This is a genomic window from Myxococcus stipitatus DSM 14675, from assembly GCF_000331735.1.
Classification (GTDB): Bacteria; Myxococcota; Myxococcia; order Myxococcales; family Myxococcaceae; genus Myxococcus; species Myxococcus stipitatus.
The window spans coordinates 4,341,355-4,365,461 of the sequence record NC_020126.1 but is presented as its reverse complement, the minus strand read 5'-3'; the positions used below and the strand labels follow the sequence as shown (position 1 = coordinate 4,365,461).

The 24,107-nt window shown below is 69.8% G+C and carries 13 protein-coding genes; 5 read left to right on the top strand and 8 right to left on the bottom strand.

Annotation, left to right across the window (positions count from 1 at the left end):
- Positions 1–10 precede the first annotated feature (10 nt).
- The 4 genes from MYSTI_RS17115 to pgeF all read right to left on the bottom strand — a co-directional run bounded on the left by MYSTI_RS17115 (position 11) and on the right by pgeF (position 4,211).
- A complete protein-coding gene (locus tag MYSTI_RS17115) occupies positions 11–1,132 on the bottom strand; it encodes a DNA-processing protein DprA (RefSeq protein WP_015349033.1) in 1,122 nt (373 codons plus the stop codon).
- A 136-nt stretch (positions 1,133–1,268) separates the two neighbouring features.
- The gene (locus tag MYSTI_RS17110; protein WP_015349032.1) at positions 1,269–2,486 is read right to left on the bottom strand and encodes a LysM peptidoglycan-binding domain-containing protein; all 1,218 of its coding nucleotides are present in this window, start codon (positions 2,484–2,486) and stop codon (positions 1,269–1,271) included.
- 25 nt (positions 2,487–2,511) lie between these two features.
- Positions 2,512–3,411, bottom strand: coding sequence for a tetratricopeptide repeat protein (locus MYSTI_RS17105; RefSeq protein WP_015349031.1), 900 nt, complete (start codon positions 3,409–3,411; stop codon positions 2,512–2,514).
- A 38-nt stretch (positions 3,412–3,449) separates the two neighbouring features.
- Positions 3,450–4,211 carry a peptidoglycan editing factor PgeF gene (pgeF, locus tag MYSTI_RS17100; RefSeq protein WP_015349030.1) on the bottom strand — a complete coding sequence of 254 codons (762 nt, stop codon included), beginning with the start codon at positions 4,209–4,211 and terminating at the stop codon, positions 3,450–3,452.
- A 193-nt stretch (positions 4,212–4,404) separates the two neighbouring features.
- On the opposite strand from pgeF, the gene MYSTI_RS17095 reads away from it, so the two are divergent.
- Positions 4,405–6,330, top strand: coding sequence for a GGDEF domain-containing protein (locus MYSTI_RS17095; protein ID WP_015349029.1), 1,926 nt, complete (start codon positions 4,405–4,407; stop codon positions 6,328–6,330).
- Positions 6,331–6,338: 8 nt separating this feature from the next.
- On the opposite strand, the gene MYSTI_RS17090 is transcribed toward MYSTI_RS17095, so the two are convergent.
- From MYSTI_RS17090 to MYSTI_RS17080, 3 genes are read right to left on the bottom strand one after another with little or no spacing between them, the layout of a single operon-like run.
- Positions 6,339–7,799 (bottom strand): trypsin-like peptidase domain-containing protein, encoded by a 1,461-nt coding sequence (locus MYSTI_RS17090; RefSeq protein WP_015349028.1) that lies wholly within the window; start codon positions 7,797–7,799, stop codon positions 6,339–6,341.
- Between the two features lie 32 nt (positions 7,800–7,831).
- Complete coding sequence (locus tag MYSTI_RS17085; protein WP_015349027.1) at positions 7,832–9,421, bottom strand: glycoside hydrolase family 57 protein; 1,590 nt, start codon at positions 9,419–9,421, stop codon at positions 7,832–7,834.
- A 25-nt stretch (positions 9,422–9,446) separates the two neighbouring features.
- The gene (locus MYSTI_RS17080; protein ID WP_015349026.1) at positions 9,447–10,985 is read right to left on the bottom strand and encodes a DUF4912 domain-containing protein; all 1,539 of its coding nucleotides are present in this window, start codon (positions 10,983–10,985) and stop codon (positions 9,447–9,449) included.
- Between the two features lie 174 nt (positions 10,986–11,159).
- Here MYSTI_RS17080 and MYSTI_RS44660 point away from each other — a divergent pair, with 174 nt between their 5' ends.
- Both MYSTI_RS44660 and MYSTI_RS17065 read left to right on the top strand, forming a co-directional pair.
- Positions 11,160–16,577 carry a glycosyltransferase gene (locus MYSTI_RS44660; RefSeq protein WP_267881067.1) on the top strand — a complete coding sequence of 1,806 codons (5,418 nt, stop codon included), beginning with the start codon at positions 11,160–11,162 and terminating at the stop codon, positions 16,575–16,577.
- Positions 16,578–16,676: 99 nt separating this feature from the next.
- Positions 16,677–21,032, top strand: coding sequence for a response regulator (locus MYSTI_RS17065; protein WP_015349024.1), 4,356 nt, complete (start codon positions 16,677–16,679; stop codon positions 21,030–21,032).
- A 170-nt stretch (positions 21,033–21,202) separates the two neighbouring features.
- Here the strand turns inward: MYSTI_RS17065 and MYSTI_RS17060 are convergent, their stop codons facing one another.
- Entirely contained in the window at positions 21,203–21,424 is a 222-nt protein-coding gene (locus tag MYSTI_RS17060) for a hypothetical protein (RefSeq protein WP_015349023.1), read from the bottom strand.
- A 196-nt stretch (positions 21,425–21,620) separates the two neighbouring features.
- On the opposite strand from MYSTI_RS17060, the gene MYSTI_RS17055 reads away from it, so the two are divergent.
- Both MYSTI_RS17055 and MYSTI_RS17050 read left to right on the top strand, forming a co-directional pair.
- Positions 21,621–22,559, top strand: a complete 939-nt coding sequence (locus MYSTI_RS17055) for an AAA family ATPase (RefSeq protein WP_044280631.1) — start codon at positions 21,621–21,623, stop codon at positions 22,557–22,559.
- An 88-nt stretch (positions 22,560–22,647) separates the two neighbouring features.
- Positions 22,648–24,063 (top strand): patatin-like phospholipase family protein, encoded by a 1,416-nt coding sequence (locus MYSTI_RS17050; RefSeq protein ID WP_044283742.1) that lies wholly within the window; start codon positions 22,648–22,650, stop codon positions 24,061–24,063.
- The last annotated feature ends 44 nt before the right edge of the window (positions 24,064–24,107 follow it).

Below are 24,107 nucleotides of genomic sequence, written 5' to 3'. Positions count from 1 at the left end.
ACTCTCCTACCTAGATCTTCTCGTACAGCCTGCCCGGGTGCTGGATGACCAGCCCCGTCATCTCCAGCTCCACCAGCGCGCCCACCAGCGCCGCCGGCGTGAGGGTGCTCCCGGCCAGCACCTCATCGAATGTCCGGGGAATCCGGTCCAACACCGCATAGGCGCCCCGTGCTTCCACGGAAAGCCCCGCCCTCGAGTCCTCCGCCCCTGGCGCCACCATCCACCCAGGGTCAACACCCACCGCCCGCCATACGTCCTTCACGTCCAGGCACGCACTCGCGTGCCCCTCCCGCAGCAGGGCATTGCAGCCTGCCGCCCCGCCCTGACGCACGTCCCCTGGCATCGCCAGCACCGTCCGCCCCTGCGCCCGCCCCGCCCTCGCCGTGTACAAACTGCCCGACTCCACCCCCGCCCGCAGCACCAGGACCGCATCCGATGCACCAGAGATGAGCCGGTTGCGGCGAGGAAAAGTGCTGGTGCTGGCCCGCACGCCTGGCGGTAGCTCGCTGAAGAACACCCCGCCCCTCTCCAGGAAGTGGGGCAACAGGCCAGCCTGTGCGGGGTCCAACACATCCAGCGCCGACCCCAAGAACGCCCACGTCTCCCCACCCGCATCCAGGGCGCCCCAATGACACGCCCGGTCCACGCCCACCGCAGCGCCAGAGACCACCCCGACCCCACCCTCGGCCACCTGGCGGGCAAACGCTCGGGCGAATGGCAGGAACCCCTGGTCCGGGCGACGGCTTCCCACCATGGCCACCCGCCGGCGGGGAGCCCCGGGCTGCCCTCGGTAGAAGAGCAAGGGGGGCGCGTCCACCACGTCCCGGAGCCGCTCCGGAAACGCCCGCTGCCCCGCGAAGGCCACCTTCATCTCCCCCGCGCGACAGGCCTCCAACACCTGCTCCGCCAGGGGCGCCAGCCGCTCCACGGACAGGAGCCGGCGCCTTGCCTGTGGGGAAACCGGCGCCTCGGACACCCAGTCTCGCACCGGAGTGGAGACAAGGGAGGAGAGGTGCTCGTCGGCGTAGACGCGCAGGGCGGCCAGCGTCCTCGGCCCCAGGCCGGGAACGGCCCAGAGCGCAAGGCATGCCTGCTGCTCCGCCGTGAGGCTGTCCGTCTCCGCGTCCGCCATACCGACCCCCGCTCGAATCCCACCTATATAGAAGATGGGCCCGCTGGGAGGGGCGCGACACATAAACACCGGACCGCCACCGGTCAAGCACTCAACCCCTCCGGCGCGGGAGGGGATGCACTTTTCCTGCCGAGATTCAGCGGCTGGCGGTGGGCGCGTTGCTCACCCTCATCATCGCGCGATCACCCGAGCTGACCTCCTGGAGCGAGCGCATCATGAGGCAGTTGTTGGTGCGCTCCTTCACCTCGGTCACCATGCACGTGCCGATGTCCTCCCAGGGCAGCGTCTTGTCCTCCTGGGACGGCGGCTTGGCGTACATCTGGCCCAGCACCGTCCGGGACGGGTCTCCCTGGCGGAGGATGGTGAAGGTGTTGCCCAGCTGGACGCCGTCCGCGCTGCCCTTGTCCAGCACCACCGTGTGGTGCTCGCCCAGCAGCGACAGGTAGGGCACCAGCGGCGTCACGACGGTGGCGTTGACCTCCTTCGCGTTGGGCCGCGGGGCCACGCGATCAGTGAGCTTCTCACCGTAGGGGCCCACCAGGTCGCCGCGCTCGATGCCGTCCCACGTGTCGACGATCTGCGCCGTGACGATGCCCTTGTCCACGCGCACCACGCGCAGCGTGCCCACGAAGTCCGTCAGGAAGCCCAGCTGCTTGCCCGTGCGCGGGTGCTTCACCGGCTGCGTCGTGTGGAAGACGACGTAGCGGTCGCCCACCTTGGCCTGCGCGTTGCGCTTGAAGCGCACGTAGACGTTGTCCGGGAAGGACAGCATGTGCGCGCCGCTGGGGGAGCCCTCGATGCGGCCCGCCTCCTCCAGCTCGCGGGGCGTGACGAAGCCCTGCGTCGTCACCGGCCGCGCAGAGGACACGTCGTAGCCAATCTTGCCCGTCACCGTCACCGCGCTGGTGCTGGCCATCTCCATGGGCGCGGTCACGTCGGGCGTCTCTTCACCGGACTCCACGCGCTGGGGGACTTCCTCCCCGCCGCCGAAGAAGCGCACCTGGTTGCCCGGGTAGATCCAATGCGGGTTGGCGATCTCCGGGTTGTAGGACCAGACCTTCGGCCAGTACCAGGGGCTGCCCAGGTAGCGCGAGGACAGGTCCCACAGCGTGTCGCCGTCCTGCACCGTGTGGACCTCGCCGGGGGCGCTGTCACGTCCCTTGGGCGCGCCCGGGGGCAGCTGCACGGTGCCGGAGGACCGCTCGGGGGCCTCGTCCATGACCTCCGCGCCTTCGGTCTCGCCGCCGGCCTCGGTCTCCTCCGGGCCACTGCCCTCCTCCTGCTGCGCGAGCGCGCTCCAGGCAGGGGCAACGGCGAGGCTCAACATCAGCGAGGTGAGGATCCGGGAGCGCATCGCACGACATCCTTTCGAGAAGACTTTACTGCCGGAGCGCGGCAAGCCGCTGCTCCGCCTGAGTGGCGGCGGCCGTCCCCGGGAACTGGGTGACGACACGCGTGTAGAGAGCCCGGGCATCCGCGGCCTGGTTGAGCCGCATCCGGCACTCGGCGAGCCGGAGCATGCCATCCAGCACGGCATCTCCAGCGGGATAGGTGGCGATCAGCCGCTCGAAGAGTCTCGCGGCGGCCTTGAAGTCGTTGAGCCCCATCAGCCCCAGCCCGCTGAAGTACAGCGCGTTGTCCGCGCGGGGGTGACGGGGGTTGTCCTCGGAGAAGCGGCGCAGTCGCTCCACGCCGCCCTCCACGTTTCCGGTGCGCAGCATCGACACGGACTTGTTGTAGTCCGCGTCGAGCACGTCGGGGTCCGCCTGGTCCGCGGGGTCGGCCTCTTCGCGGGCCGCCACCATCGTGGCCCCACCACCGGACGCGGCGGGCGCGCCATCCGGCAGCGCGCTGATGAACATCTCCACCTGCTCCGACTCGGGCTCCACCACCGCCACCTGCGTGGACAGCTTGGGCGCGGGCTCGAAGCGAGGCTTGAGCTTCACCACCGACAGCTCGGGCGTGGTCGACAGCGGCTCGCCCAGCTCGGGCGCGGTGACCTTCACCGTCGCGAGTGGCTTCGAGCCCGACGACGTGTCCCGGGCGCGGTCCACGGCGGCGTGGGCCTCCATGCGCTCCAGCCGCTCCAACAACCGCGACTGGGAATCGCGCAGCGTGCGCAGCTCCGCACGCAGCGCCCCCACCTCCTCCTTCGAGGCGGCGTTGCTGGCACATGCACCGAGCACGCACAGGGGCGCGACGGCGAGCAGGCGGAAGATGACGGAGCGCGCGAGCACGGTCCTCGACGGAGAGAAGTCCCTCCGAGGATAGGAAGCCACGTCGGAGAGCGTCAAGAAAACGGCTGTGTCCGCCCGACCTAGAAGCGATTCACCACGAAATTGAGGTGCCGCCCGGTGCGCCCGGCATCCCTCCGGTGGGAGAAGAACCGAGAGGGCTCACACGCGGTACAGGCCTGTAGCACGTCCACATGCTCCGCCCGCAGCCCCGCTTGCAGCAGCGTCTTCCGCACGGCCCGCTTGAGGTCCAGCCGGAACCGGTCCCCTTCCGCGTCCACCACGTCCGCCCCGAAGCGCGCCACGAAGCGGTGCGCCAGCTCCGGGGACACCTCGTAGCAGCAGCGCTGGATCGCGGGCCCCACCGCCGCGAGCAGCCGCTCCGGCCGAGCCCCTCGCGCCACCAGCGTCTCCACCGCCCGCGCGCTGATGTCCGCGTCCGTCCCCCGCCACCCCGAGTGGACGGCCGCCACGCGCTGGCCCTCCGGGTCCACCAGCAGCACGGGGACACAATCCGCGGTCCCCACCGCGACCCAGGTCCCCGCCACCTCCGTCCACAGCGCGTCGGCCTCGCCTTCGGGCTCTCTCAGCGCCTCGGCGGCGTGCTCCACCCGCGCCTCCAACACCCGGTCTCCATGCACCTGTGACACGCGTGACATCGCCCCCAGGGGAGCGCCCGCCGCGAGCGCGAGCCGGCGGAGGTTCTCCTCCACCCTCCCCCGCTCATCTCCGGTGGAGAACCCCAGATTGAGCGAGGCAAACGGGCCTTCGGAGACACCTCCGGTGCGTGTCGCGAAGCCGTGAGGAACAGGGAGCAGAGAGGACGTGAGCAGCTCGGTCGCCATGCGGTGCCCCTTCTTAACCAGGGCGCCCGGCACGACGCACGCGGACAACCTCCAGCGTCAGCCCAACGCGCCAATGGGGCAGAAAAATTTCCATGCAAGTACGTTTGACAGTCCGCGTCAGCCCATTGACAATTCCGATGACTCTTCGTGAAACGGGCTCCACTCTTTCTTTCGAAGTGACGCGAACGTTCGCATGCCCCTGGGTCCCGACACCGTAGGTCGCAAGCTGCTGTGGAGCATCGCTCTGCCGGGCCTGGTGGTGGCACTGCTGGGCGTCGGGCACTTCTGGCGCGAGGCCCGCGTCGCGGTGCAGGACGCCACGCAGGTGGAGTCGCTCGCGCTCGCGGAGTTCGTGGCCTCCACGTTCCTGCTGTCACAAGGCCCCGGGGCTCCCGCGCACGGGGCCGTGGCGGAGGTGCTTCACTCGGACACGCGGCTGTTCCGCTCGGTGGAGGACGTGCGCGTGCTGACGCTGGACGGGCGCGTGCGGTGGTCTCGCAACCCCTCCGAGGTGGGCACGTCGCACCCGGAGGCCGCGCGACTCACCCGCCCCGGCCCCGAGACGGCGCGCTCCGCGAATGGTGTCACCGAGGTCGTTCGCCCGCTGGGCGGTCCCGAGTGCGGGAGCTGTCACGCGAGCGGGGACATCCCGGGCGCCAGCGTGCTCCAGATGCGGATGACGGAACCCGCGTTGCATCAGCAACTGACGCACGTTTTTGGCGGCGCGCTGGGCTCCATGGCGTTGTTCGCCGTCGCGCTCGCGGGAGTCATCGCCCTGTCGCTGCACTTCAACCTCACGCGGCCGCTGCGCCGGTTGAGCTCGGCCATGGGACGCGCCGCCGCGGGTGACCTGCTGGTGCGCGCGGATGCACGCGGCTCGGATGAAATCTCGCGCCTCGCGGGTGCCTTCAACCAGATGCTCGCGCGCCTCACCGCGATGAAGGCGGAGGAGATCGACACCCACCGCGACCTGGAGCTGGTGAAGGAGAAGCTGGCGCTCAAGGACGAGCTCGAGGAGCGACTTCGCGAGCTGTCCCTGCTGTTCGACGTCACTCGCTCGCTCAACGCCACGCTGGAGCTGGATGAGCTGCTGGAGGCCGTGACCCGGCTGGTGATCGAGCGGCTGCAGATTCCCGAGTTCTCCATCATGCTCCTCAACGCGGAGGGCTCGCTGGAGGTGCGCCAGGCCTGGCCGGAGCATCGCGGCGCGGAGGGGCTGGTGTTCGCGCTGGGCGAAGGAGCCTGTGGCCGCGCGGCCCAGACGCTCAAGGCCGTCTACCTGCCGGACGTCACCGACCCCACCAGCATCTTCGCGCGCCGAGGCCTCGTCGTGGACGCCATGCACACGGGCGCGCTGCTCGCGCTGCCCATGGTGCACGCGGGCAGCCTGCTGGGCGTGGTGAACTTCCAGCGCCCCCTGGTGGCCAGCTTCTCCGCCGGGGAGATCGAGCTGCTCACCGCGGTGACGGACATCGCCGCGGCCGCGGTGAAGAACGCCCGGCTGCACGCCGAGACGGTGAAGCTCACCATGACGGACCCGCTGACGGGGGTGCCCAACCGGCGTCACCTCTTCCAGCGCATGGAGCTGGAGCTGGCGCGGGCCCAGCGCTTCGGCACCCCGCTGGCGCTGCTCATGGTGGACGTGGACCACTTCAAGCGCCTCAATGACCTCGCGGGCCACCGCGTCGGTGATGAGACCCTGCGCCGCGTCTGCGACATCCTCCGCGCGAAGGTGCGCAAGGTGGACACGCTCGCGAGGTACGGCGGCGAGGAGTTCGTCATCCTCCTGCCCCAGGCCACCAAGCACGACGCGGTGGAAGTGGCGGAGAAGCTGCGCCGCGCGGTGGCGGACACCGTGGTCCTCACCCAGCCAGGACTGCCGGGGGGCCACGTCACGGTCTCCGTCGGCGTGGCCCACTACCCCACCGACACCACCTCGCAAGAGGGACTGGTCGATAGCGCGGACGCGGCCCTGTATTGCAGCAAGCGCACGGGCCGCAACCGCACGACGCCGTTCGAGCTGGGCATGGAGATCCACCCCGGCCGCGAGCGAGGCCCGCACGCGCCCCCCGCCGAGGCGACCGCCGCCGTTCCTCCCAGCGGCATCGCCAAGGCCTGACGCCTGTCCTACGGGACGCGGAGCGCGCGAAGCAGCCTGCCTCCGCCCGGAGTCGCCACCCGCAACAGCAAGGTGCTGCCCGCGGGCGCCGCGCGAATGGCCTTGGCCAGGTCGTCCGCGTTGTTCACCTGCTTGCGATTGGCCTCCACCACCACCATGCCCGGCTCCAGGCTGGCGCGGTCCGCGGGGGAGCCCGGCACGACATCCGTGACGAGGGCTCCCTGTCGCTCGCTGAAGCCCGCCTGCTGCGCGGTGCGCGCATCCAGGTTCTGGAGGCTGACACCCACCCGGCGCGAGCTCTCCTGCTCCTCCTCCCCCGCGCTCTTGCGTGACGCCACGCCTTCGATGTCCGGCCGCGTGCCGAGCGTCACCTTCACGTCCTGCTTCTTGCCGTCGCGGAACACCGTCAGCGTGGAGCTGGTACCCGGACGCTTGAGCGCGACGGTGCGCGTGAGCTGACCACTCGAGGCCACGGCCCGCCCGTCGATGGCGGTGATGACGTCATCCACCTTCAGCCCCGCCTTCGACGCGGGCGTGTTGGCGTTCACCTGCGTGAGGATGGCGCCCTCCGTCACGGGGAGCTTGAGCGCACCGGCCAGGTCTCGCGTGAGGTCCTGGATGCCCACGCCCAGCCATGCGCGGGTGACGGAGCCCTCCTTCTCCAGTTGCGGCAGCAGCGCCTTCACCAGGTTGCTGGGCACCGCGAACCCGATGCCCGTGCCGCCGCCGACGATGGCCGTGTTGATGCCGACGACCTCCCCCTTCATGTTGAAGAGCGGGCCGCCCGAGTTACCCGGGTTGATGGCGGCGTCCGTCTGGAGGAACTCGTCATAGGGGCCCGCGCCGATGTCGCGCGCCCTCGCGGAGACGATGCCCAGGCTCACGCTGGAGGCCAGACCGAAGGGGTTGCCGATGGCCACCACCCAGTCGCCCACGCGCAGCGCATCCGAGTCCCCCAGCTTCACCGTGGGCAGCCCCTCCACCTTCTCCTTCAGCTTCACGAGCGCGACATCGGTGAGTGGGTCCCTGCCGACGACGGTGGCGGGAAAGGAGCGCCCATCATCCAACCGCACGGTGATGGAGACCGCGTCCTCCACGACGTGGTTGTTCGTGAGGACGATGCCCGTCGGCTCGATGATGAAGCCGGAGCCCGCGCCCTGGCGGAGCTGCTCCTTGCGCCCTCCCCCGAAGAAGCGGTCGAAGAGTGGATTCTCCTCCGAGCCTCGCGGCCCACCGCCTCCCCGCGCTTGGACGTCGACGTTGACGACCGCGGTCTTCACCGAATCCACGAGGGGCGCCAGCGACGGAAGCGCCTGCGCCTCACGGGTGGCGGGCTGGAGGTTGCCGGACTGCCCCTGCGCGGCGGTGGGCGGTGTCTGGGCGGGAGCCTGGGCCCCCGCGACGGATGGGACGACCAGCAGAAGCGCGGTGACGAGGGCACGCCGGAACTGGATGAAAGAGCGGTTCATATGCATCCCATGCGAGAGACGGACTGCGGGACTCAGCCCGGCCGATAGATTCGGTAGTCGAGCTCCGGAAAAAGATTGTCGCGCCCCTCCACGTGCCCCAACCACTCATCGTCGAGGGTCCCCGCGCGGAGGTCATCATGCAGCCGGAGGAAGCGGCGGACGTGCTCGCGCGTGCGTCGCAGCGCGTACTCCACCATCGTCCCCGTCTTCATGATGAAGGCCCAATCGGAGCTCTGGGCGAGCAGCAGCTCTCGAGCGGCCTGGTTCAGCGCACGCCGTTGCGGAACGGTGGCCTCGGGGAAGTCCCTGGCGAGCTCCACCATCTTCCGCGCGCAGTGATGCAGGTGGCGGTACACCCAATCGTTGGTCCCATCCAGCCACATGTTCGCATAGCCCCCCGCGCCCCATGACGACATGGGCGGCGTGGCGACCTGGTTCTCGGGATGCGCGCGCAAGTCGTCCGAGGGTGTCACCAGCTCGAAGGAGGTCTGCTCGCGCGCGGCCTCGCGGATGAAGGCCTCGAGGAACCAGGGCCCCTCGAACCACCAGTGACCGAAGAGCTCCGCGTCGTAGGGCGCGACGACGACGGGCGTGCGGCCTCCGAGGCGCGAGGCGAGGTGCTCTATCTGCCGCTGCCGGTTGAACAGGAAGTTGCCCGCGTGCACCACGGCGCGCTCACGCGCGAGCCTCGGGTCATACGGCTGCTTGTCCTCCGTCTTGCCGGTGATGCGGTAGTACTTGAAGCCCGTGTTCTTGCGGTCCCCCGTCGGCTGGATGAACGGACGGATGTAGTCCAGGTCCAGGTCCCAACCAATGTCCCGGTAGAACTCGCGGTAGCTCGGGTCGCCTGGGTAACCGTACTCGGCGCTCCACACCTGCTGGCTGCTCTCGGGGTCTCTCGCGTACGCGGCGACACCGGACTCGGTGAAGACGGGCGCGTAGGGACCGTGCAACGGGCGCGGCGTCGCATCCGTGAGCCCGTGCGTGTCCACGAAGAAGTAGCGGATGCGCTCGGCGGAGAGGATGCGCTCCAGGCCCGGGAAGTAGCCACACTCCGCCAACCAGATGCCCGCGGGGTCCCTGCCGAAGTGCTGCCGGTAGTGATTCGCCGCCACCGACACCTGCGCTCGCACCGCCTCGGGGACCTGCTGCATCAGCGGCAGGAAGCCGTGCGTCGCGTTGCACGCGAGGATGTCCAGGTGGCCCGCGTCCTGGAGACGGCGGAACGCGGAGACCAGGTCCCGTCGGTAGCGCTCGTGGAAGGCTCGGCGCAGCGACTGGAAGTGGTCCCGGTAGAAGGTCGCCAGCGGTCCGAAGGTCGCATCCTTCCGAGTGCGGTGGACCTCGCGCTCCCCCAGCTCGCAGAGCAGGTCCAGCCGCTTCGCGTAGCGGTCCATCAAGAGCTCGTCGCGAAGCATCGTGACGAGCGTCGGGGACAACGTCAGCGACAGCCGGAACCGGATGCCCTCATCCGCCAGCGCGTCGAAGGCGAGCAGCAGCGGCAGGTACGTCTCCGAGATGGCCTCGTAGAGCCAGTCCTCCTCGAGGAAGTCCTCGTGCTCGGGATGACGAACGAACGGCAGGTGCGCGTGGAGAACGAGTGCGAGAGAGCCCTGGCTCATGGTCGGTCAAGGTGTCCGTGGAGGTTCACGAGCGGCCACCACCCGAAGGCGGCTTCCGTTGGGAGTCCCCATCCCGCGACGCCGAGGCTCCGGAGGGCCGCGTGGGCAACTCGAAGTAGTTCAGCTCGGTGCCCCCGATGGCGCGCTCGCCGCCGTGGTCTCGGGCGCGCTCAGGTCCCATCTCGAGATACTCGAACGCGCGAGCCACTGGCGTCGGCGACACGAGCCCCTGCGCATACCGCATGTCCGAAGCCCCGGGCGCACGGGCCTGGGCCTCGAGATAGCGATGAGAGGCGAGGTAGCGCTGGTCCGAGGCCCCCGGTGCACGTCCGACATGCTCGAAGGGAACCTCGTTTCCGGTGAGCGCCCCACCCTCTCGACGCGGGGAAGGATGCGCGACAGGACCGAGCCCCTCGCGGTGCAGCACGGGAACATCCTTCGAGCCCGCGCTCCCCGGGAGGCTGACGCGGTGCCAGGTGATGTACTCGCGCTCCTTCGCCTCGTGGACCTCGGGAGTGGACGCTGGCGGCGACGCGGAGGTGGAGGACTCATCGACGGGCACAGGACGCCGCAGGAAGCGAACGCTCGTGTCCGCCGACACGCCCGCGGGAGGAAGCGTCACGCGATTGCTCGAAGGGCCGATGCGCTGAGACCGGCCATCGCGCCCCACGAAGTGGGCCTCGACTCGGTAGGGCCGTCCCGCGGGCAGACCCTGGATGTAGTAGCCGCGTGACTCGAGCGTGCAGTCCACCTCGCGCACGAGGTCATCCCCATGGAAGACCCGCAGCACGGCGCGGGGCGTCTGCAACCCGTTCATCGCCCGGTCGCGCGTGGCGGCGCTGTAGTCCCAGAGGGCGAAGAGCGTGTGCGGGTCCTTGGGCAGGAGCAGCGTCGTGTCGTCCTGGTACTCGGACGGCAAGGCCCCCAACCCCTCGGAGTCTTCCGCCTCGGAGGGCACGGCCAGCACCTCGGGGACTCGCTCGTCCTGGAGGTGATGACGGCGGACTTCCTCCTCGCCCCTGACGCGCGCGACGAAGAAGCCCTCGATCAACGGCGGAGCAGGAAGCTGCGCTGCGGGCGGACTCACGGGAGGTGCCACCACACCGGTCGGCGGCGTCACCGGGGTGTTCGCCGCGCGCGAGGGAGGACGGGGCTCCGCCTCGGGCAGCGAGGGAAAAGGGGGTGCGGCCTCTTTCGTCCCCCGGGGCCTGGGCGGAAAATTCACGACCTGGGCCAGGGGCGTGGTGGGGGAGCCGACGGGCCTCTCGGAGGCGCGTTTGGCCGCGATGCGCTGGGAGGCCGAGACACGCCCCTCCTCCGAGGGCTTCGGCTTGGACGGGGGGGCGGAGGACGGGGCGAGGGCTGGGGGAGCCGGCTTCGTCTCGGGGCCTCGCCTCGGGGGGACGTTGATTCCGACCAGCCGGGCGAGCTTCGCGAGCGCGGGCACGAACGCGGCCAGGGCGGCAATCAGTTCGGCCTTCTTGAGCTTGCTGTATCCGCTCCCCAGGTGCTTCCGAGCCAGCTCCCTCAGGGAACCGACGGTGACGCTCTTGAGGTCGTCCATAGGCAGGGTCGCCTTTAGGTCGCCGGCCGTGGAGGGTCAACGTGCCAGCATTGCTTGTGTTCGTCGCCCGACCCCCTCCCCTTCACCTCACCCGATGACACCCAGGATGCGGCTCGGTATTCTGCCTCCGCTTTGAGCGACCTGCCCAGACTGCTCCTGTGCAGCTTCGACGTCATCCCCGGACCTTCCGGTTCGTCACGCCGCTTGACCGAGTATCTCAAGGCGTTGCCGGACCGGTTCTCCGTGGTGGTGCTATCGGCGAAGACGCCTGACCATTCCCATATCGAGAAGTACCAGGGTGCCCGGCTCCTCCGCGTTCCGGTCGGCTCGGGTGACCTGGCCTCGAGAATCCAGGCGTTCGAGCGCGCAGTGCGCCGACAACTGGAGAGCGAGGACTATGCCCTCGCCCACTTCACGGACCCCTTCGGGGGATACGCGTTGTGCGAGCTGAAGGGCGACTACGGCTACCGCCTCATCTACGAGGCACAGACCTTCCCCTCGCAGGAGCTGCGCTACACGCACCCGCAGACGGAGGGAGACCGGCGCTTCCTCTCGAAGATTCGCAGGCAGGAGCTGTTCTGCCTGATGAACGCGGACCTCATCGTCACCGGCTCCCAGGCGACGCGCTCGTACATCCAGTCCCTCGGTGCGAGCGAGGAGCTTGTCCGCGTCCTGCGCGCCCCCGTCGACCTGGCCCCCTTCTCGCCCGACGTCATGGGCGCACCGGACGGCGAGCCCCTGCGGCTGATGTACCTGGGCAGCCACGTCGGTTGGCAGGGACTGCCGACGCTGCTTCGCGCCGTCGCGCTCGCGAATGAGCAGGTGGAGGCGAAGCTGACGCTCGTGGGGGCGCAGCATCCCGACTGGCAGCCGCACCTGGATGAGCTGGTGAAGGAGCTCGGCCTCACGGAGCGGGTGGAGTTCCAGGCGCCCGTGCACCATGACGATGTGGCCAAGGTGCTCGCGCTGGCGGATGTGGGAGTGCTGGCGCTGGACGACGTGGAGCGGAACCGCGTCCAGGGAGGCCCTCTCGCGAAGGTCTCCGAGTACTGCGCCGCGGGTCGCCCCATCCTCGCCGCCGACCTGCCCGTCTGCCGGGAGCTTGTTCCGGATGATGTGGCTGTCTTTTTCCCGCCAGGGAACAGCCGGGCGATGGCGGACCGCATCATCGAGCTGGCGCGAGATGTTCCGCGTCGCGTCGAGATGGGGAACCGGGCCCGAGAGCACGCCGAGGCGGCGCTCGACGCATCCTCCATCCGAGGACAGTTGCTGGACCTCTACGATTCGCTGCTGGAGAAGCGAACGGGTCCGGTGACCAGCACGCGCGAGGACGACCTGCCCATGGCGACCATGGTGACAGGGACTCCGACCAATCGGCTCGCGATGCTGCTGCCGCCGGACAGCGGGCGGGTGAAGATTCCCCAGGTCGAGAAGCGGGAGACCGTCGCCCAGCACATCGCTCCGCCGCCGGAGGCCGCCGCGGAAGAGCCCCCGGTGGTGATGGGGATGGTGCTGGAGGATGGGTTCGATACCCGGCTCGTCAAGACGGAGCCGGATGCTCGCCCCGTTGAGCCGCCCGTGGTGATGGGCCTGCCGTTGCGCGAGCGTGCCTCTGCGGCTCGCGGCGCGACGGTGTCTCCTCCCGAGGAGACCACTCCGCCCGATGCGTCGTCGGCGATGGCGCCAGACCCGACGCCCTTGACGCCCATCCGCGCCACGCAACCTGGGGCCCGGGAGGACGTCGACGAGGGCTCGGACGACTCGGGCGAGGACGATGGGGACGCCGCCGCGAGGTCACGGCGGAACACTCCGCCGATGCTCGGGGATGAGCCACCGGCCCCCACGCCCGTGGAGCCCCCCGCTCCGACGCCCATCATCCGCATGCCGGCGTCGCTCCTTCCGGAGGAGCCGCCTTCTCCGACGCCCATCATCCGGGCTCCCGTGGCATTGCAGGGAGAGGAGCCGCCGGCGCCCACGCCCATCATTCGGGCTCCCGCGTCGCTCCAGCGAGATGAGGCCCCGGTGTCCAATGGTCGGGGCTCCCTGAGCGCGAGGCGAGACGATGAAGTCCAGGCGCCCACGCCCATCGTCCCCATGCGGTCCGTGCTCGCGAGTCGGAGCACGTCGGCGCGCGTGGAGACGCCTGCGCGCCGGATGTCGTCGCTCGGTGTTCTGTCAAAGAGTGCACAGTCCAATGAGGGCGAGCGCGGAGGGGGGCGTGAGTCGAAGCGCCCCTCGGGACGCACTCGGACGGTGGCGGGCGGCGAACCGCCGTCGACACGCACGGGGTCCGCCGTTGAAGCGGAGAAGTCCTCGGGGCGGGGCGGCACGGGGGCGGAGTCCGAGGGGGGCACTGGACGCACGGGGGCGAGCACCGACGCGGAGAGAGCGGGCGGAACCTCGGGGGCAGAGCGCCAGGTGGCACGCGGCGGTGCCACATCCGACACGGAGCCTCGCGCGGGCTTCACGAGCACCACGCCAGAGCCCGAGCTGCTGTCGGAACGCAGCGCTGACGTCTCCGATGCGGAACCTGTCGCCGGGAGGTCTGGAGCCGCGCCTGAGCCTGAGCTTCTGTCGGGGAACAGCGAGAGCTCCGATACCGACACAAAGCAGATCTCGGGGCGAGCCGATGAGGAAGCAGAGTCCGCGCGCCCCTCCGCGGGCGTAGGCGACTCCGCCAGCGCAGCGCGGTCCACGGGGCGAGCCCGTACCGCCTCCGAGGCTGAGGACGGCCCGGCGCATCTCGGCACTGCGCTCGAGGAGGACGGCTCCTCGCAGGGAACTGGCACCGTTTCCGCGTCGGAGAGCGAGTCGGGGCGTATCGATACCGCCCCCCCGACAACGTCCGAGGCCGAATCGCAGGCAGGGCGTACGGGTGCTGACCGCACCGAGGGTTACTCCGCCAAGCAAGGCGACACGACACCCGATGATGAGTCGAAGTCCGGGCGCATCGGTGACGAACGCGGCGAGAGATACTCCGACGAGCAAGGCGACACGGCACCCGATGATGAGTCGAAGTCTGGGCGCATCAGTACCGACCACGGCGACGGACACGCCACCAGGCAAGTCGACACGACCCACGAGGCGGAGTCGAAGTCTGGACGCATCGGTGCCGACCGCAACGAGGGACGCTCACAACAGCGAAGCGACACCGAGACTGAGTCGCAGTCGGGACACGTCGGTGGCGACGCGGACAAGGAACGGTCCACGAAGGGAGTCGACACCTCAGCCGAAACTGCGTCCCAGTCGGGACGAATCGGTGCAGACCAAGAGGGGGGATTCTCTCCACAGCGAAGCGACAGTGCTCTCGAAGAGGGGCACTCCCCGTCGCGCAGCGATGCCACGTCAAGGACTGCGACCCAGGCGGGACGCATCAATGCGGACCGCGACGAGGAACACGCTCCGCTGAGAGGCGACGCCGCATCCAAGACTGCGTCCCAGTCGCGACACGTTGGTGGCGACGCGGACAAGGAACCATCCACGAAGGGAGTCGACACCTCAGCCGAAACTGCGTCCCAGTCGGGACGCATCAGTGCAGGCCGCGACGAGGAACATGCGCCGCCGCGAGGCGACACCACATCCAAGACTGAGTCCCAGTCGCGACGCGTTGGTACGAACCTCGACGAAGAACGCGCTCCGCTGAGGGGCGACACCACATCCCACTCGGGACCTATCAGCGCGGCCCGCGACGAGGAACATGCTCCGCCGCGAAGCGACACCGAGGCCGCGTCGCAGTCGGAACGCGTCGGTAGCAATGCGGAGAAACAGGCCACGACGAACGTCGGAGCAACATCCGAGACCGACTCCCACAAGGGTCGTCTCGGAACCAACCTCGACGAGGACCGGCCTCCGAGGCGAAGTGGCACCGAATCCGAGCCTGCGACACATCCAGGACACGCGAGTGCCGCCTCCGAAGTGAAACACCTCTCGGGACGAACCGCAGGTGTGTCGGAGTCCGAACAGCACGCCCCCGCAGCCTCCAACGAGGACTCGGCTCCGGGACCTCGGAAAACGCCTTCCGAAGCCGAGCGACACAGCCCCACCTCCGACGAGGACCACGCCTCCGCACGCCGCAACACTCCGGCGACCGAGCATCTCTCGGGCCGAGCAGGTCACTCCCCGGACGAAGAACCCACGCCGGATGACGGCAACGAGATCTCTGAGGCCGAGCAACACCTCGACGCGGCCGAAGCAGTCGACCCGGAACTCGAACCCGCGCACAGCCCCTCCGCACCGGAATCCAAGCGACACGCAGCACGCATCGGCGTCGCGTCGCACGAGGCGGCATCGTCCTCGGACACGCAAGCCCCGCTCGACGCATCCCCCTCCTCGGCCTCCAGCGCATCCTCCGTCGAGCCCGCGCCACCTTCGGTTCACACCGACCCATCGCCCGTCGATGAACGGCCGACAAGTCGAAGAACGGTCTTCGATTTCGCGCCACGAAGCCGCACCACCGACTCCGAACGACACACCCCACGCCCCGCCCCCATCGTCGAACCCGAGCGGCCGCGTGGTCACACGGACCACCTCCCGCCGCTGGCCCGCCCGACGCCCTCAGCCGAACTCAGCCGAGGCTCCACACCCCGCGGTGCCGCCTCCGACTCCGAACGGCCACCCCCCATCCTTTCGGAGTCCAGCCGCGCCCCAGCATCACGCGGCGCCACTTCCGAGCCCGAGCGCGCTCCCCCCATCCTCACGGAGTCCAGCCGCGCATCGGCCACTCGAGGCACCCCCTCCGACCCCGAGCGCGTCCCCCCGGTCCTCACGGGGTCCACTCGCACGACCCAAAGTCGTGGCTCCCTCTCCGACCCCGAGCGGCCCCCTCCCCTCTTGACGGAGTCCCCTCGAGCCACCCCCTCGCGCGGATCCACCTCCGTCCCCGAGCGCCCCCCTCCCGTCCTCACCTCGAGCCCCGCCCCAAGACCGGAGCGGCCTTCGTCTCCCGACGCCGAGCGAGGTCCTCCCGTCCTCCGTCCCAACGCCACGGACTCCGAGCGGCCCCCCGCCCTGCCACCTCGTGCCAGCGCGCCTCCGCCCGTCCCGCGTCAGCGGCCACCTCGACTCATGTCCATCGATGGCCCCCCTCGGCTGGAGCCCATCGGAGCGTCCCCGTCACGCCCCGGTCCGCTCAACGTCAAGTCCGCCGAGCCCGAGGACGAGCCCGAGGAGATCTCCGAGGACGAGGCCCACGCCATCGAGGAAGGCGATGAAGATGGCGCCACGCCCCCCCACTCGCGCCCACGTCTGGACGAGCCGGATGAGATCAGCAGCGACGAGGTCGAGGAGGCCGAGGTCTCCGTCACCAGCGCCGCGCAGCTGATCGAAGACGAGGACGACCTCCAGGAGGCCGAGGCCGACGAAGCCATCTCGGAGCCACCTCCAGAGGACGAAGGGCCCGCCCCCGAGCCGCTCCCCTCGACGCTCAATCCCTGGTTCGTGCAGCTCGCCCACGGCTACTGTCCACCCGAAGGCACTCGGTTCGCCCGCCACACGCCCCCGACCACCTTCCCAGGACGGGATGACGATACAGATCCGTCCCGACTGCCCCCGTCCCCCCCGGCGCAGGGTGTCGTCCGTGGCAAGGGCCAGTGAAGCAGACGACCGAGCCCCCTTCGGAAATTTCCCAAGTCGCGCGCGCGCCCAGTAGGATGTTGCGGTTTTCACTGCACTTTTTACGGGTGAAAGGGCTTCATGGAGCGCCGCGTCCTCATCGTTGAAAGCCAGAACGACTTCGCCCTCAGCATGGCAACCGTGCTCAAGAGCGCGGGTTACCAAACCGCCATGGCGGCGACGGCCACGGATGCGCAGCGCGAGCTGGAAAAGCGCCGTCCGGATCTCGTCGTCCTCCGCGCCGAGCTGCCTGATCAATCCGGCTTCACGCTCTGCGGGCAGATCAAGAAGGGCAAGTGGGGCCAGAACCTCAAGGTCCTCCTGCTCTCGTCCGACACGGGCGTCGACGGGCTCACGCAGCACCGGCAGACCCCCGGCGCCGCCGATGGCTACCTCGTCATCCCCTTCGAGATGGGGGAGCTGGCCTCTCTCAGCACCGGCATCGTGCCACCCGGCACGGATGACTCGGATGCGTCGCTGGACGCCGCCCTCTCGGGCAACGCGCCGCGCGAGGCCCCCCCGCCGATGCCCGCCATCCGCACCACCGCGGGAGGCCCTCCCAAGCTGCCCAAGCGCGAGCGCCGCAGCGCGATGACGGATGAGGACCGCGCCTTCCTCGACCGCGCGTTCCAGTCCATCGCCGACCGCAAGGCGGAGCTGCTCGCCGAGTCCCGCCAGCTCAAGCGCCCGCCTCCGCGCCGCGAGCTGATGGGCACGCCGGAAGGCAAGATTCAGATCCTCCGCGACGAGCTCAAGACGCGCGAGGCGCAGCTCGCCCGCCTCTCCGAAATCTGGAGCGTGCGCGAGCGTGAGCTGCTGACGGGCGAGGACCGGCTCCACGAGAAGGACGTGGAGCTCCAGGGCCTCAAGATGCAGGTGGATGACCTCCTGCGCCGCTTCAACGAAGCGCAGCAGGCCATGCTCCAGAAGGAGCGCGAGCACGGCGCCACCGTCGACGACCTGCTGCTCCAGAAGTTCTCCGCGGAGAAGGACCTCATCGAGGTCGTCGCCTCCAAGGAGAAGGACATCAACGTCCTGCGCAAGGAGGTCCACAACCGCGACGACGAGCTCGCGCGGCGAGGCTCCGAGCTGGAGAACCTGCGCGGCGAGTTCGAGAAGCTCGACAAGCACCTCAACGTCGTCACGCTCGAGTTCGAGGTCAAGGAGCAGAAGCTCCAGGACACCGTCCGCGGGCACGAGGCGGAGATTGCCCGGCTGGGCAAGCGCGGCGACGACTTCGAGTCGGAGCTGGGCCGCACCGTCAGCGAGCGGGACCAGCGCTACGCCGAGCTGGACGGAGAGATCCAGGCCCTCCAGGAGCGGCTGCAGCAGACCGAGCAGGAGCGCGACACCACCGTTCGTGGACTCGAGACCCGCGCCGCCGCCGCCGAGGAGCACGGTGCGCAGGCCGACGCGGAGATCATCCGGCTGAACGCGGAGCGCGACGCGCTCGACGCGCGCCTCAGCCAGCAGGTGGCGGACCTGGAGGCGGACCTCGCGCGCACCACCAGCGAGCGCGAGCAGCTCCGGATGGACAAGGATGCCCTGGAGGCGGAGCTCACCCAGCGCATCGAGGACCGCGACTCGAAGATCTCCACGTTGGATCGCGAGCTCGCGGAGACCATCGCTCGCAACGAGCGCACCGAGGCGGACCTCAACTCCAGCATCCAGCAGCAGCTGGAGCGCATCGGTGAACTCGAGGGCGAGGTCGAAGCCGTCAAGGCGCACCTGGCCGACCGCGAGGCCGAGCTGAGCGGCGAGCTGGAGGCACTCACCGAGGCGAAAAACGCGCTCGAAGAGGACCTCACGGGCCGCATCGAGGCCCTGCGCATCGCCAAGGACGCGCTGGAGGAGGACCTCACCCGGCAGCTCGAGGACGTGCGCGCGGCGAAGGCGGAGCTGGAAGCCGACCTCACGGGCCAGATCCAGGCCCTCACCTCGCAGCTCTCGGAGACGCAGGGCACCCTCGCCAACACGGAGCAGACCCTCTCCGAGACGCGCGGCGAGCTCGAGGCCACCAGCCAGACGCTGAACGAGACGCAGTCCCGCCTGGCGCAGACGGAGCAGACCCTCTCCGAGACGCGCGGCGAGCTCGAGGCCACCAGCCAGACGCTCTCTCAGACGCAGGACACCCTCGCGCGCACCGAGCAGCAGCTCTCGGACACGCAGGGCACGCTGGCCAACACGGAGCAGACGCTCTCCGAGACACGCGGCGAGCTGGACGCCACCAGCCAGACGCTCTCGCAGACCCAGGACACGCTCGCGCGCACCGAGCAGCAGCTCTCGGACACGCAGGGCACGCTGGCCAACACGGAGCAGACCCTCTCCGAGACGCGCGGCGAGCTCGAGGCCACCAGCCAGACCCTGAGCGACACGCAGACCCGCCTGGCGCAGACGGAAGAGGCGCTCTCCTCCACGCGCGGCGAGCTGGAGGCCACCAGCCAGACGCTGGCGCAGACGCAGGACACGCTCGCTCGCACCGAGCAGACGCTCTCGCAGACCCAGGGCACGCTGGCCAATACGGAGCAGACCCTCTCCGAGACGCGCGGCGAGCTCGAGGCCACCAGCCAGACGCTCACCCAGACGCAGAACACGCTGGAGGAGACGCGCGACGAGCTGGGCACCACCACCGCGCAGCGCGACGCGCTCAAGCTCGAGCTGGATGAGACCCGCGGCGCGCTCCAGGACACGAACGACACCCTGGCGAGGACCACGGGTGAGCGCGACCAGCGCACCGCCGAGCTCGCGGCGTTGGGCGAGGCGAAGGACGCGCTGGAGCAGTCCCTCACGCAGCAGATTGGCCAGCTCCGCGGAGACCTCTCCGAGACGCTGGGCAACTACGAGGCGGAGCGGGCCGCGCACGAGAAGCTCGCCGCCGAGACGAGCGCGACCATCGAGGCGCTCACGGGCGAGCGCGACGGACTGCGCTCCGAGCTGGAGGCCACCAGCGAGACGCTCTCACAGGTGCAGGACCAGCTCGCCGCCACGCGGGACACGCTGTCGCGCGAGCAGCAGGCACACACCACCAGCCGGCAGCAGGCCGCCAGCGCCCAGGCCGCGCTGCAGGGCGAGCTCAACGAGGCGCGCAACCAGGTGGAGGAGCTGGGCGAACAGCTCACCATCACCAAGCACGAGCTGGGCGCTCGGGTGGCGGACGTCACCCAGCTGACCGCGCAGCTCGCGCAGGTGGAGGACGCGCGGGCCACCCTCAAGGAGCGCCTGGACACCCTCACCGAGGAGTCCCAGCGCCGCGAGGAGCTGCTCCAGAACGACCTGGCCAACAAGGGCAAGGAGCTGTCGGACACGCTGCGCAAGCTGACGCAGGTGACGCAGGAGAAGATGCGTCAGGCCGAGGTGCTCAACCGCGAGGTCGCCACCCGCACCGAGCAGCTCAAGGCGATGGAGACCAAGCTCCAGACGCAGGCCACCGACGCCAAGCGCCACGCGGATGGACTCGGCCAGCAGATGGCCGGGCTCAACAACCAGTTCGAGCTGGCGAAGAAGGCGCTCGGCGAGCGCGAGGAGCAACTGCGCGCGGCGGGTGCCCAGCACCAGAAGCTGGCGCAGGAGCGCGACGGTCTCGCGAGCAACCTCCAGCAGTCCGAGGCGCGGGCGCAGCAGCAGGCCCAGCAGACGCAGCAGGAGCGCGCGGAAGCCAAGCGCGCCTCCGACGAGCTGGCCGCGAAGCTGGCCAAGTCCGAGCAGCGCGTCGCCCAGCTCACCCAGGAGGCCCAGGCGAAGGCCGCCGACGCCGACGCGAAGGCCAAGGACCTGCAAGCGCAGCTCGCCGCTCGCGCCAAGAAGGTCCAGGACCTGGAGCTCGCGCTGGAGAACGCGCAGGGCGCCAAGACCCGCGCGGAGAAGGACCTGGCCACCAAGGTCTCCGCCGCCGAGGGCAAGGCCAACGAGGCCGCCGCCCGCCTCGCCACCGCGCAGAAGGAGCGCAAGGACCTGGAGGCCCGGCAGCTGCGCGAGGTCGAGGAGCTCAACACCAAGCAGAAGGCCGAGCTCGAGCGCCGCGACGCCATCAAGGCGCAGGAAGTGACGCGCCTGCAGCAGTCCGTGCAGGAGAAGAGCAAGGCGCTCAAGGTCGCTGAGCTGGAGCTGGCTCGCTTCAAGAGCAAGTCACCGTCCACGCCCGCGCCAGTGGCCGCGAAGGCCGCCAAGGCCGCTCCAGCGGCGGACGAGGACGACCTGGCCCGCGCTCCGCAGATCAACCAGACCATCCCTCCCGCCGCCGCGGCGCCCGCGAAGGCCGCGAAGCCCGCCGCCAAGGCCGCTCCCGCCGCGAAGAAGGCCCCCGCTCCCGCCCCCGTCATGTTGGGGAGCGACGAGTCGGAGCCCACCGACCGCACCATGGTCGTTCAGCTCCCCGTCACCACCGCGCCCAAGGAAGACGACGACTGGACCGCGCTGGTGGACGAGCTGGACAAGTAGCCAGCCGGGCTGGGGCCATCGCCAGGGCGTGGGTGGCCCCCGCCGGAAGTCCATTCACCGTGCTGTCTGGAGAAGCGGCACCTGCCGGGAAGCCGGCACGCCAGGCGGGGGAGCTCAGGAAGCCGCGCGTCCAGCAGACCGCGACATCTGTGCCCTACCCCGCGAAGAAACTAGAGGGCGGCGCGCGCGTCGCGCACCAGCTCCTTGAAGTGCAGTGAGGCAACGACGTCGCGCAGGGAGACCGCGCGCCCCAACCGGATTGCCTGGGCCCGCGCCTCGCGCCAGCGGCTCATCAGCGTCCGCAGCGTGACGTACGCCAGCAGCAGGGGGAAACCGCCCGGCAGCAGGATGACCGCCACCGCCATCACCATCCTCATCCACGCCCACATCATGACCACGGACCTCGTTGCTTTCCCTTCGTGAGTTACGCCACTGAGATGCACGGGGTATGCCCACGGTGCGAAAATTATTTCCCTATGTCTTTTCAGTGGGTTGCAGGGAGGTAGAGCGAGAGGGCAGGGTCGGAAGGACGATGAGGCTGGCATTTTTGCCGCAGTTGCCCGGGGGGCCTCGGGTAAGTTCCACCGGGTGAGCACCCCTTCGACGGCAGAGGTCCGCGCATTCAAGAGCGTGGCGGACGCGGAAGAGCAGCTGGAGCAGGTGGGATACCTGCCCTCCCCCGAAATCGCCACGGCGGCATTCCTGGCGGACCGGATGGACAAGCCCATCCTGGTGGAAGGCCCCGCGGGCGTGGGGAAGACGGAGCTGGCGCGCGCCATGGCGTCGGCGCTGGGCCGCGAGCTCATCCGGCTCCAGTGCTACGAGGGGCTGGACGAGGCCAAGGCCCTCTACGAGTGGGAGTACGCCAAGCAGCTGCTCTACACCCAGCTCCTCAAGGACAAGATCGGGGAGATGGTGGAGGGCACCTCGTCGCTGGCGGAGGCCGCGGACCGGCTCGCGTCCGGGGACGCCGTGTTCTTCTCCGAGCGCTTCCTCCTGCCCCGCCCCATCCTCCGCGCCCAGCTCTCCGAGCGCCCCGCCCTGCTGCTGGTGGATGAAATCGACAAGGCGGACCCGGAGTTCGAGGCCTTCCTGCTGGAGGTCCTCTCCGACAACGCCGTCACGATTCCGGAGCTGGGCACGTTCCGCGCGAAGCACATCCCGCGCGTGCTGCTCACGTCCAACGCCGCGCGCGAGCTGTCCGACGCGCTCAAGCGCCGCTGCCTCCACCTGCACATCGACTTCCCCGACCGGGAGCGCGAGCTGCGCATCGTCCGCTCTCGGCTGCCGCAGGTGCCGCAGGTGCTGGCCGAGCAGGTGGTGGAGGCCGTCGCCGCCATCCGCGCCCTGGACTTGAAGAAGGCCCCCTCCATCAGCGAGACGCTGGACTGGGCGCAGAGCCTGGTGCTGCTCAACGCGGACCAGCTCACCTCGGACGTCGTGGCCTCCACGCTGAACCTCGTGCTCAAGTACGAGGGCGACATCGAGAAGGCCCGCGCCAACCTGCCGCAAATCGCCCAGGCGTGAGCGGCGCGAGGCCGTTGCGCATCCGGGAGGCGTGTCGGTTGGACGGCGTATGCTGGGCGCTCGCGCCCCGAGAGGCCCTGGCTTCCCCGTGCTCCTGAAGGAACGCTTCCAGATCACCCGCCCGCTCGAGGAGCTGGAGCTGTCCCTCGTGCGCGCGTCGCTGGCGAATCCCGCCTTGATAGGCGAGCACGAGGAGGCCGTGCTCCGCACCGCGCTGTCGCTCGCGCGGCTCTACAAGATTCAGCACGGCGGGCTGGACGTGGGCGTGGGCGCGCTGCTCACGCCGTTTCGCGACGAGGTGGAGCGCCGCCTCACGCCCGTCCTCGGAGGACCCCAACCTCCGACGAGAGATCAGCTCATCCCCCACGTGAGGGACTTGCGCGAGCACGCGGCGCGGGCGCGCGACGCGGTGGTGGCCCGGCTGCGAGGCCGCGTGCCTCCCGAGGCGATGGACCGCGAGCTGCGCCACAAGGAGCTGGTGATGGTGACCGGCGGCGGAGGCGGCACCGCCTTCGTCTACCTGGGTGTGATGAGCCTCTTGGCCGAGCACGGGCTGGAGCCCAAGCTGCTCGCGGGCGCGTCCATGGGCGCCATCCTCGCCATCATGCGCTCGCGCATGGCGCGCTTCGACCCCACGGAGATGATCAACATCGTCCGAGGCCTCTCCTTCCGGAAGCTCTTCCGCTTCATCTCCACGGAGAGCCGCTACGGCCTGCCGGCGGCGCTGCGCCTGTTCCTGCGCGCCGGACTGGGGCGCTTCTTCGGCGCGGGCCCCGAAGGCAGCGGCCTGCGCCTCAAGGACCTGCCGGTGCCCACGCTCATCGCGGTGGGCGGCATCCGCCGAGGCATGCTCCCGCGTCCGCTCGAGTACTACGAGCGCCTGCTGGGAACGAGCCCCCTGGGGCTGCTCAACCCCGCGGGGGTCACGCGCCGCCTCCAGGCGACCATGGGCGCCATGGCGGAGCTCTTCACCCGCCCCGAAATCACCGTGCGCATGCACCTGGGCGCCGACGACGCCACCGGCGAGTTCGACGCGCTGGACGCGGCCGGGTTCTCCTCCGCGCTCCCCGGCGTCATCCACTACGACGTGCTGCGCGAGGACCCGCGCATGCACTCGCTCCTGGACGGGCTCATGGCGCAGCACGGCGTGGCGCGCCTCATCGACGGCGGGCTGGTGGACAACCTCCCCGCGAAGGCCGCGTGGAAGGCCGTCGCGCAAGGCCGCATCGGCACGCGCAACACCCTCATCCTCGCGCTGGATGGCTTCGCGCCCAAGCTCACCACACCCTTCTGGCTCCCGCTCCAACGCCTGGCCGCGATGACGGTGAGTCCCAACCTGCCCTACGCGCACCACGTCAAACGCTTCCCGCGCACGCTGTCACCCCTCGACGTCGTGCCCTCCGTGGAGCTCGCCTCCAAGGCCCTCCACTTCGGACGCAAAGCGCTCGCCGAGGACCTCCCCTTCCTCCGCCGCATGCTCGCGCCAATTCCCCATGTCCTCTGAATTCCGCGAAAGGTCTTTCACGCTTTGACCTCATAGCGGTGGCT

Bases quoted from the DNA above. Each gene is read 5' to 3' on its own strand.
- MYSTI_RS17115 (WP_015349033.1), bottom strand. From the start codon at position 1,132: ATGGCGGACGCGGAGACGGACAGCCTCACGGCGGAGCAGCAGGCATGC.
- MYSTI_RS17110 (WP_015349032.1), bottom strand. From the start codon at position 2,486: ATGCGCTCCCGGATCCTCACCTCGCTGATGTTGAGCCTCGCCGTTGCC.
- pgeF (WP_015349030.1), bottom strand. From the start codon at position 4,211: ATGGCGACCGAGCTGCTCACGTCCTCTCTGCTCCCTGTTCCTCACGGC.
- MYSTI_RS17095 (WP_015349029.1), top strand. From the start codon at position 4,405: ATGCCCCTGGGTCCCGACACCGTAGGTCGCAAGCTGCTGTGGAGCATC.
- MYSTI_RS17090 (WP_015349028.1), bottom strand. From the start codon at position 7,799: ATGAACCGCTCTTTCATCCAGTTCCGGCGTGCCCTCGTCACCGCGCTT.
- MYSTI_RS17085 (WP_015349027.1), bottom strand. From the start codon at position 9,421: ATGAGCCAGGGCTCTCTCGCACTCGTTCTCCACGCGCACCTGCCGTTC.
- MYSTI_RS17080 (WP_015349026.1), bottom strand. From the start codon at position 10,985: ATGGACGACCTCAAGAGCGTCACCGTCGGTTCCCTGAGGGAGCTGGCT.
- MYSTI_RS17065 (WP_015349024.1), top strand. From the start codon at position 16,677: ATGGAGCGCCGCGTCCTCATCGTTGAAAGCCAGAACGACTTCGCCCTC.
- MYSTI_RS17060 (WP_015349023.1), bottom strand. From the start codon at position 21,424: ATGATGTGGGCGTGGATGAGGATGGTGATGGCGGTGGCGGTCATCCTG.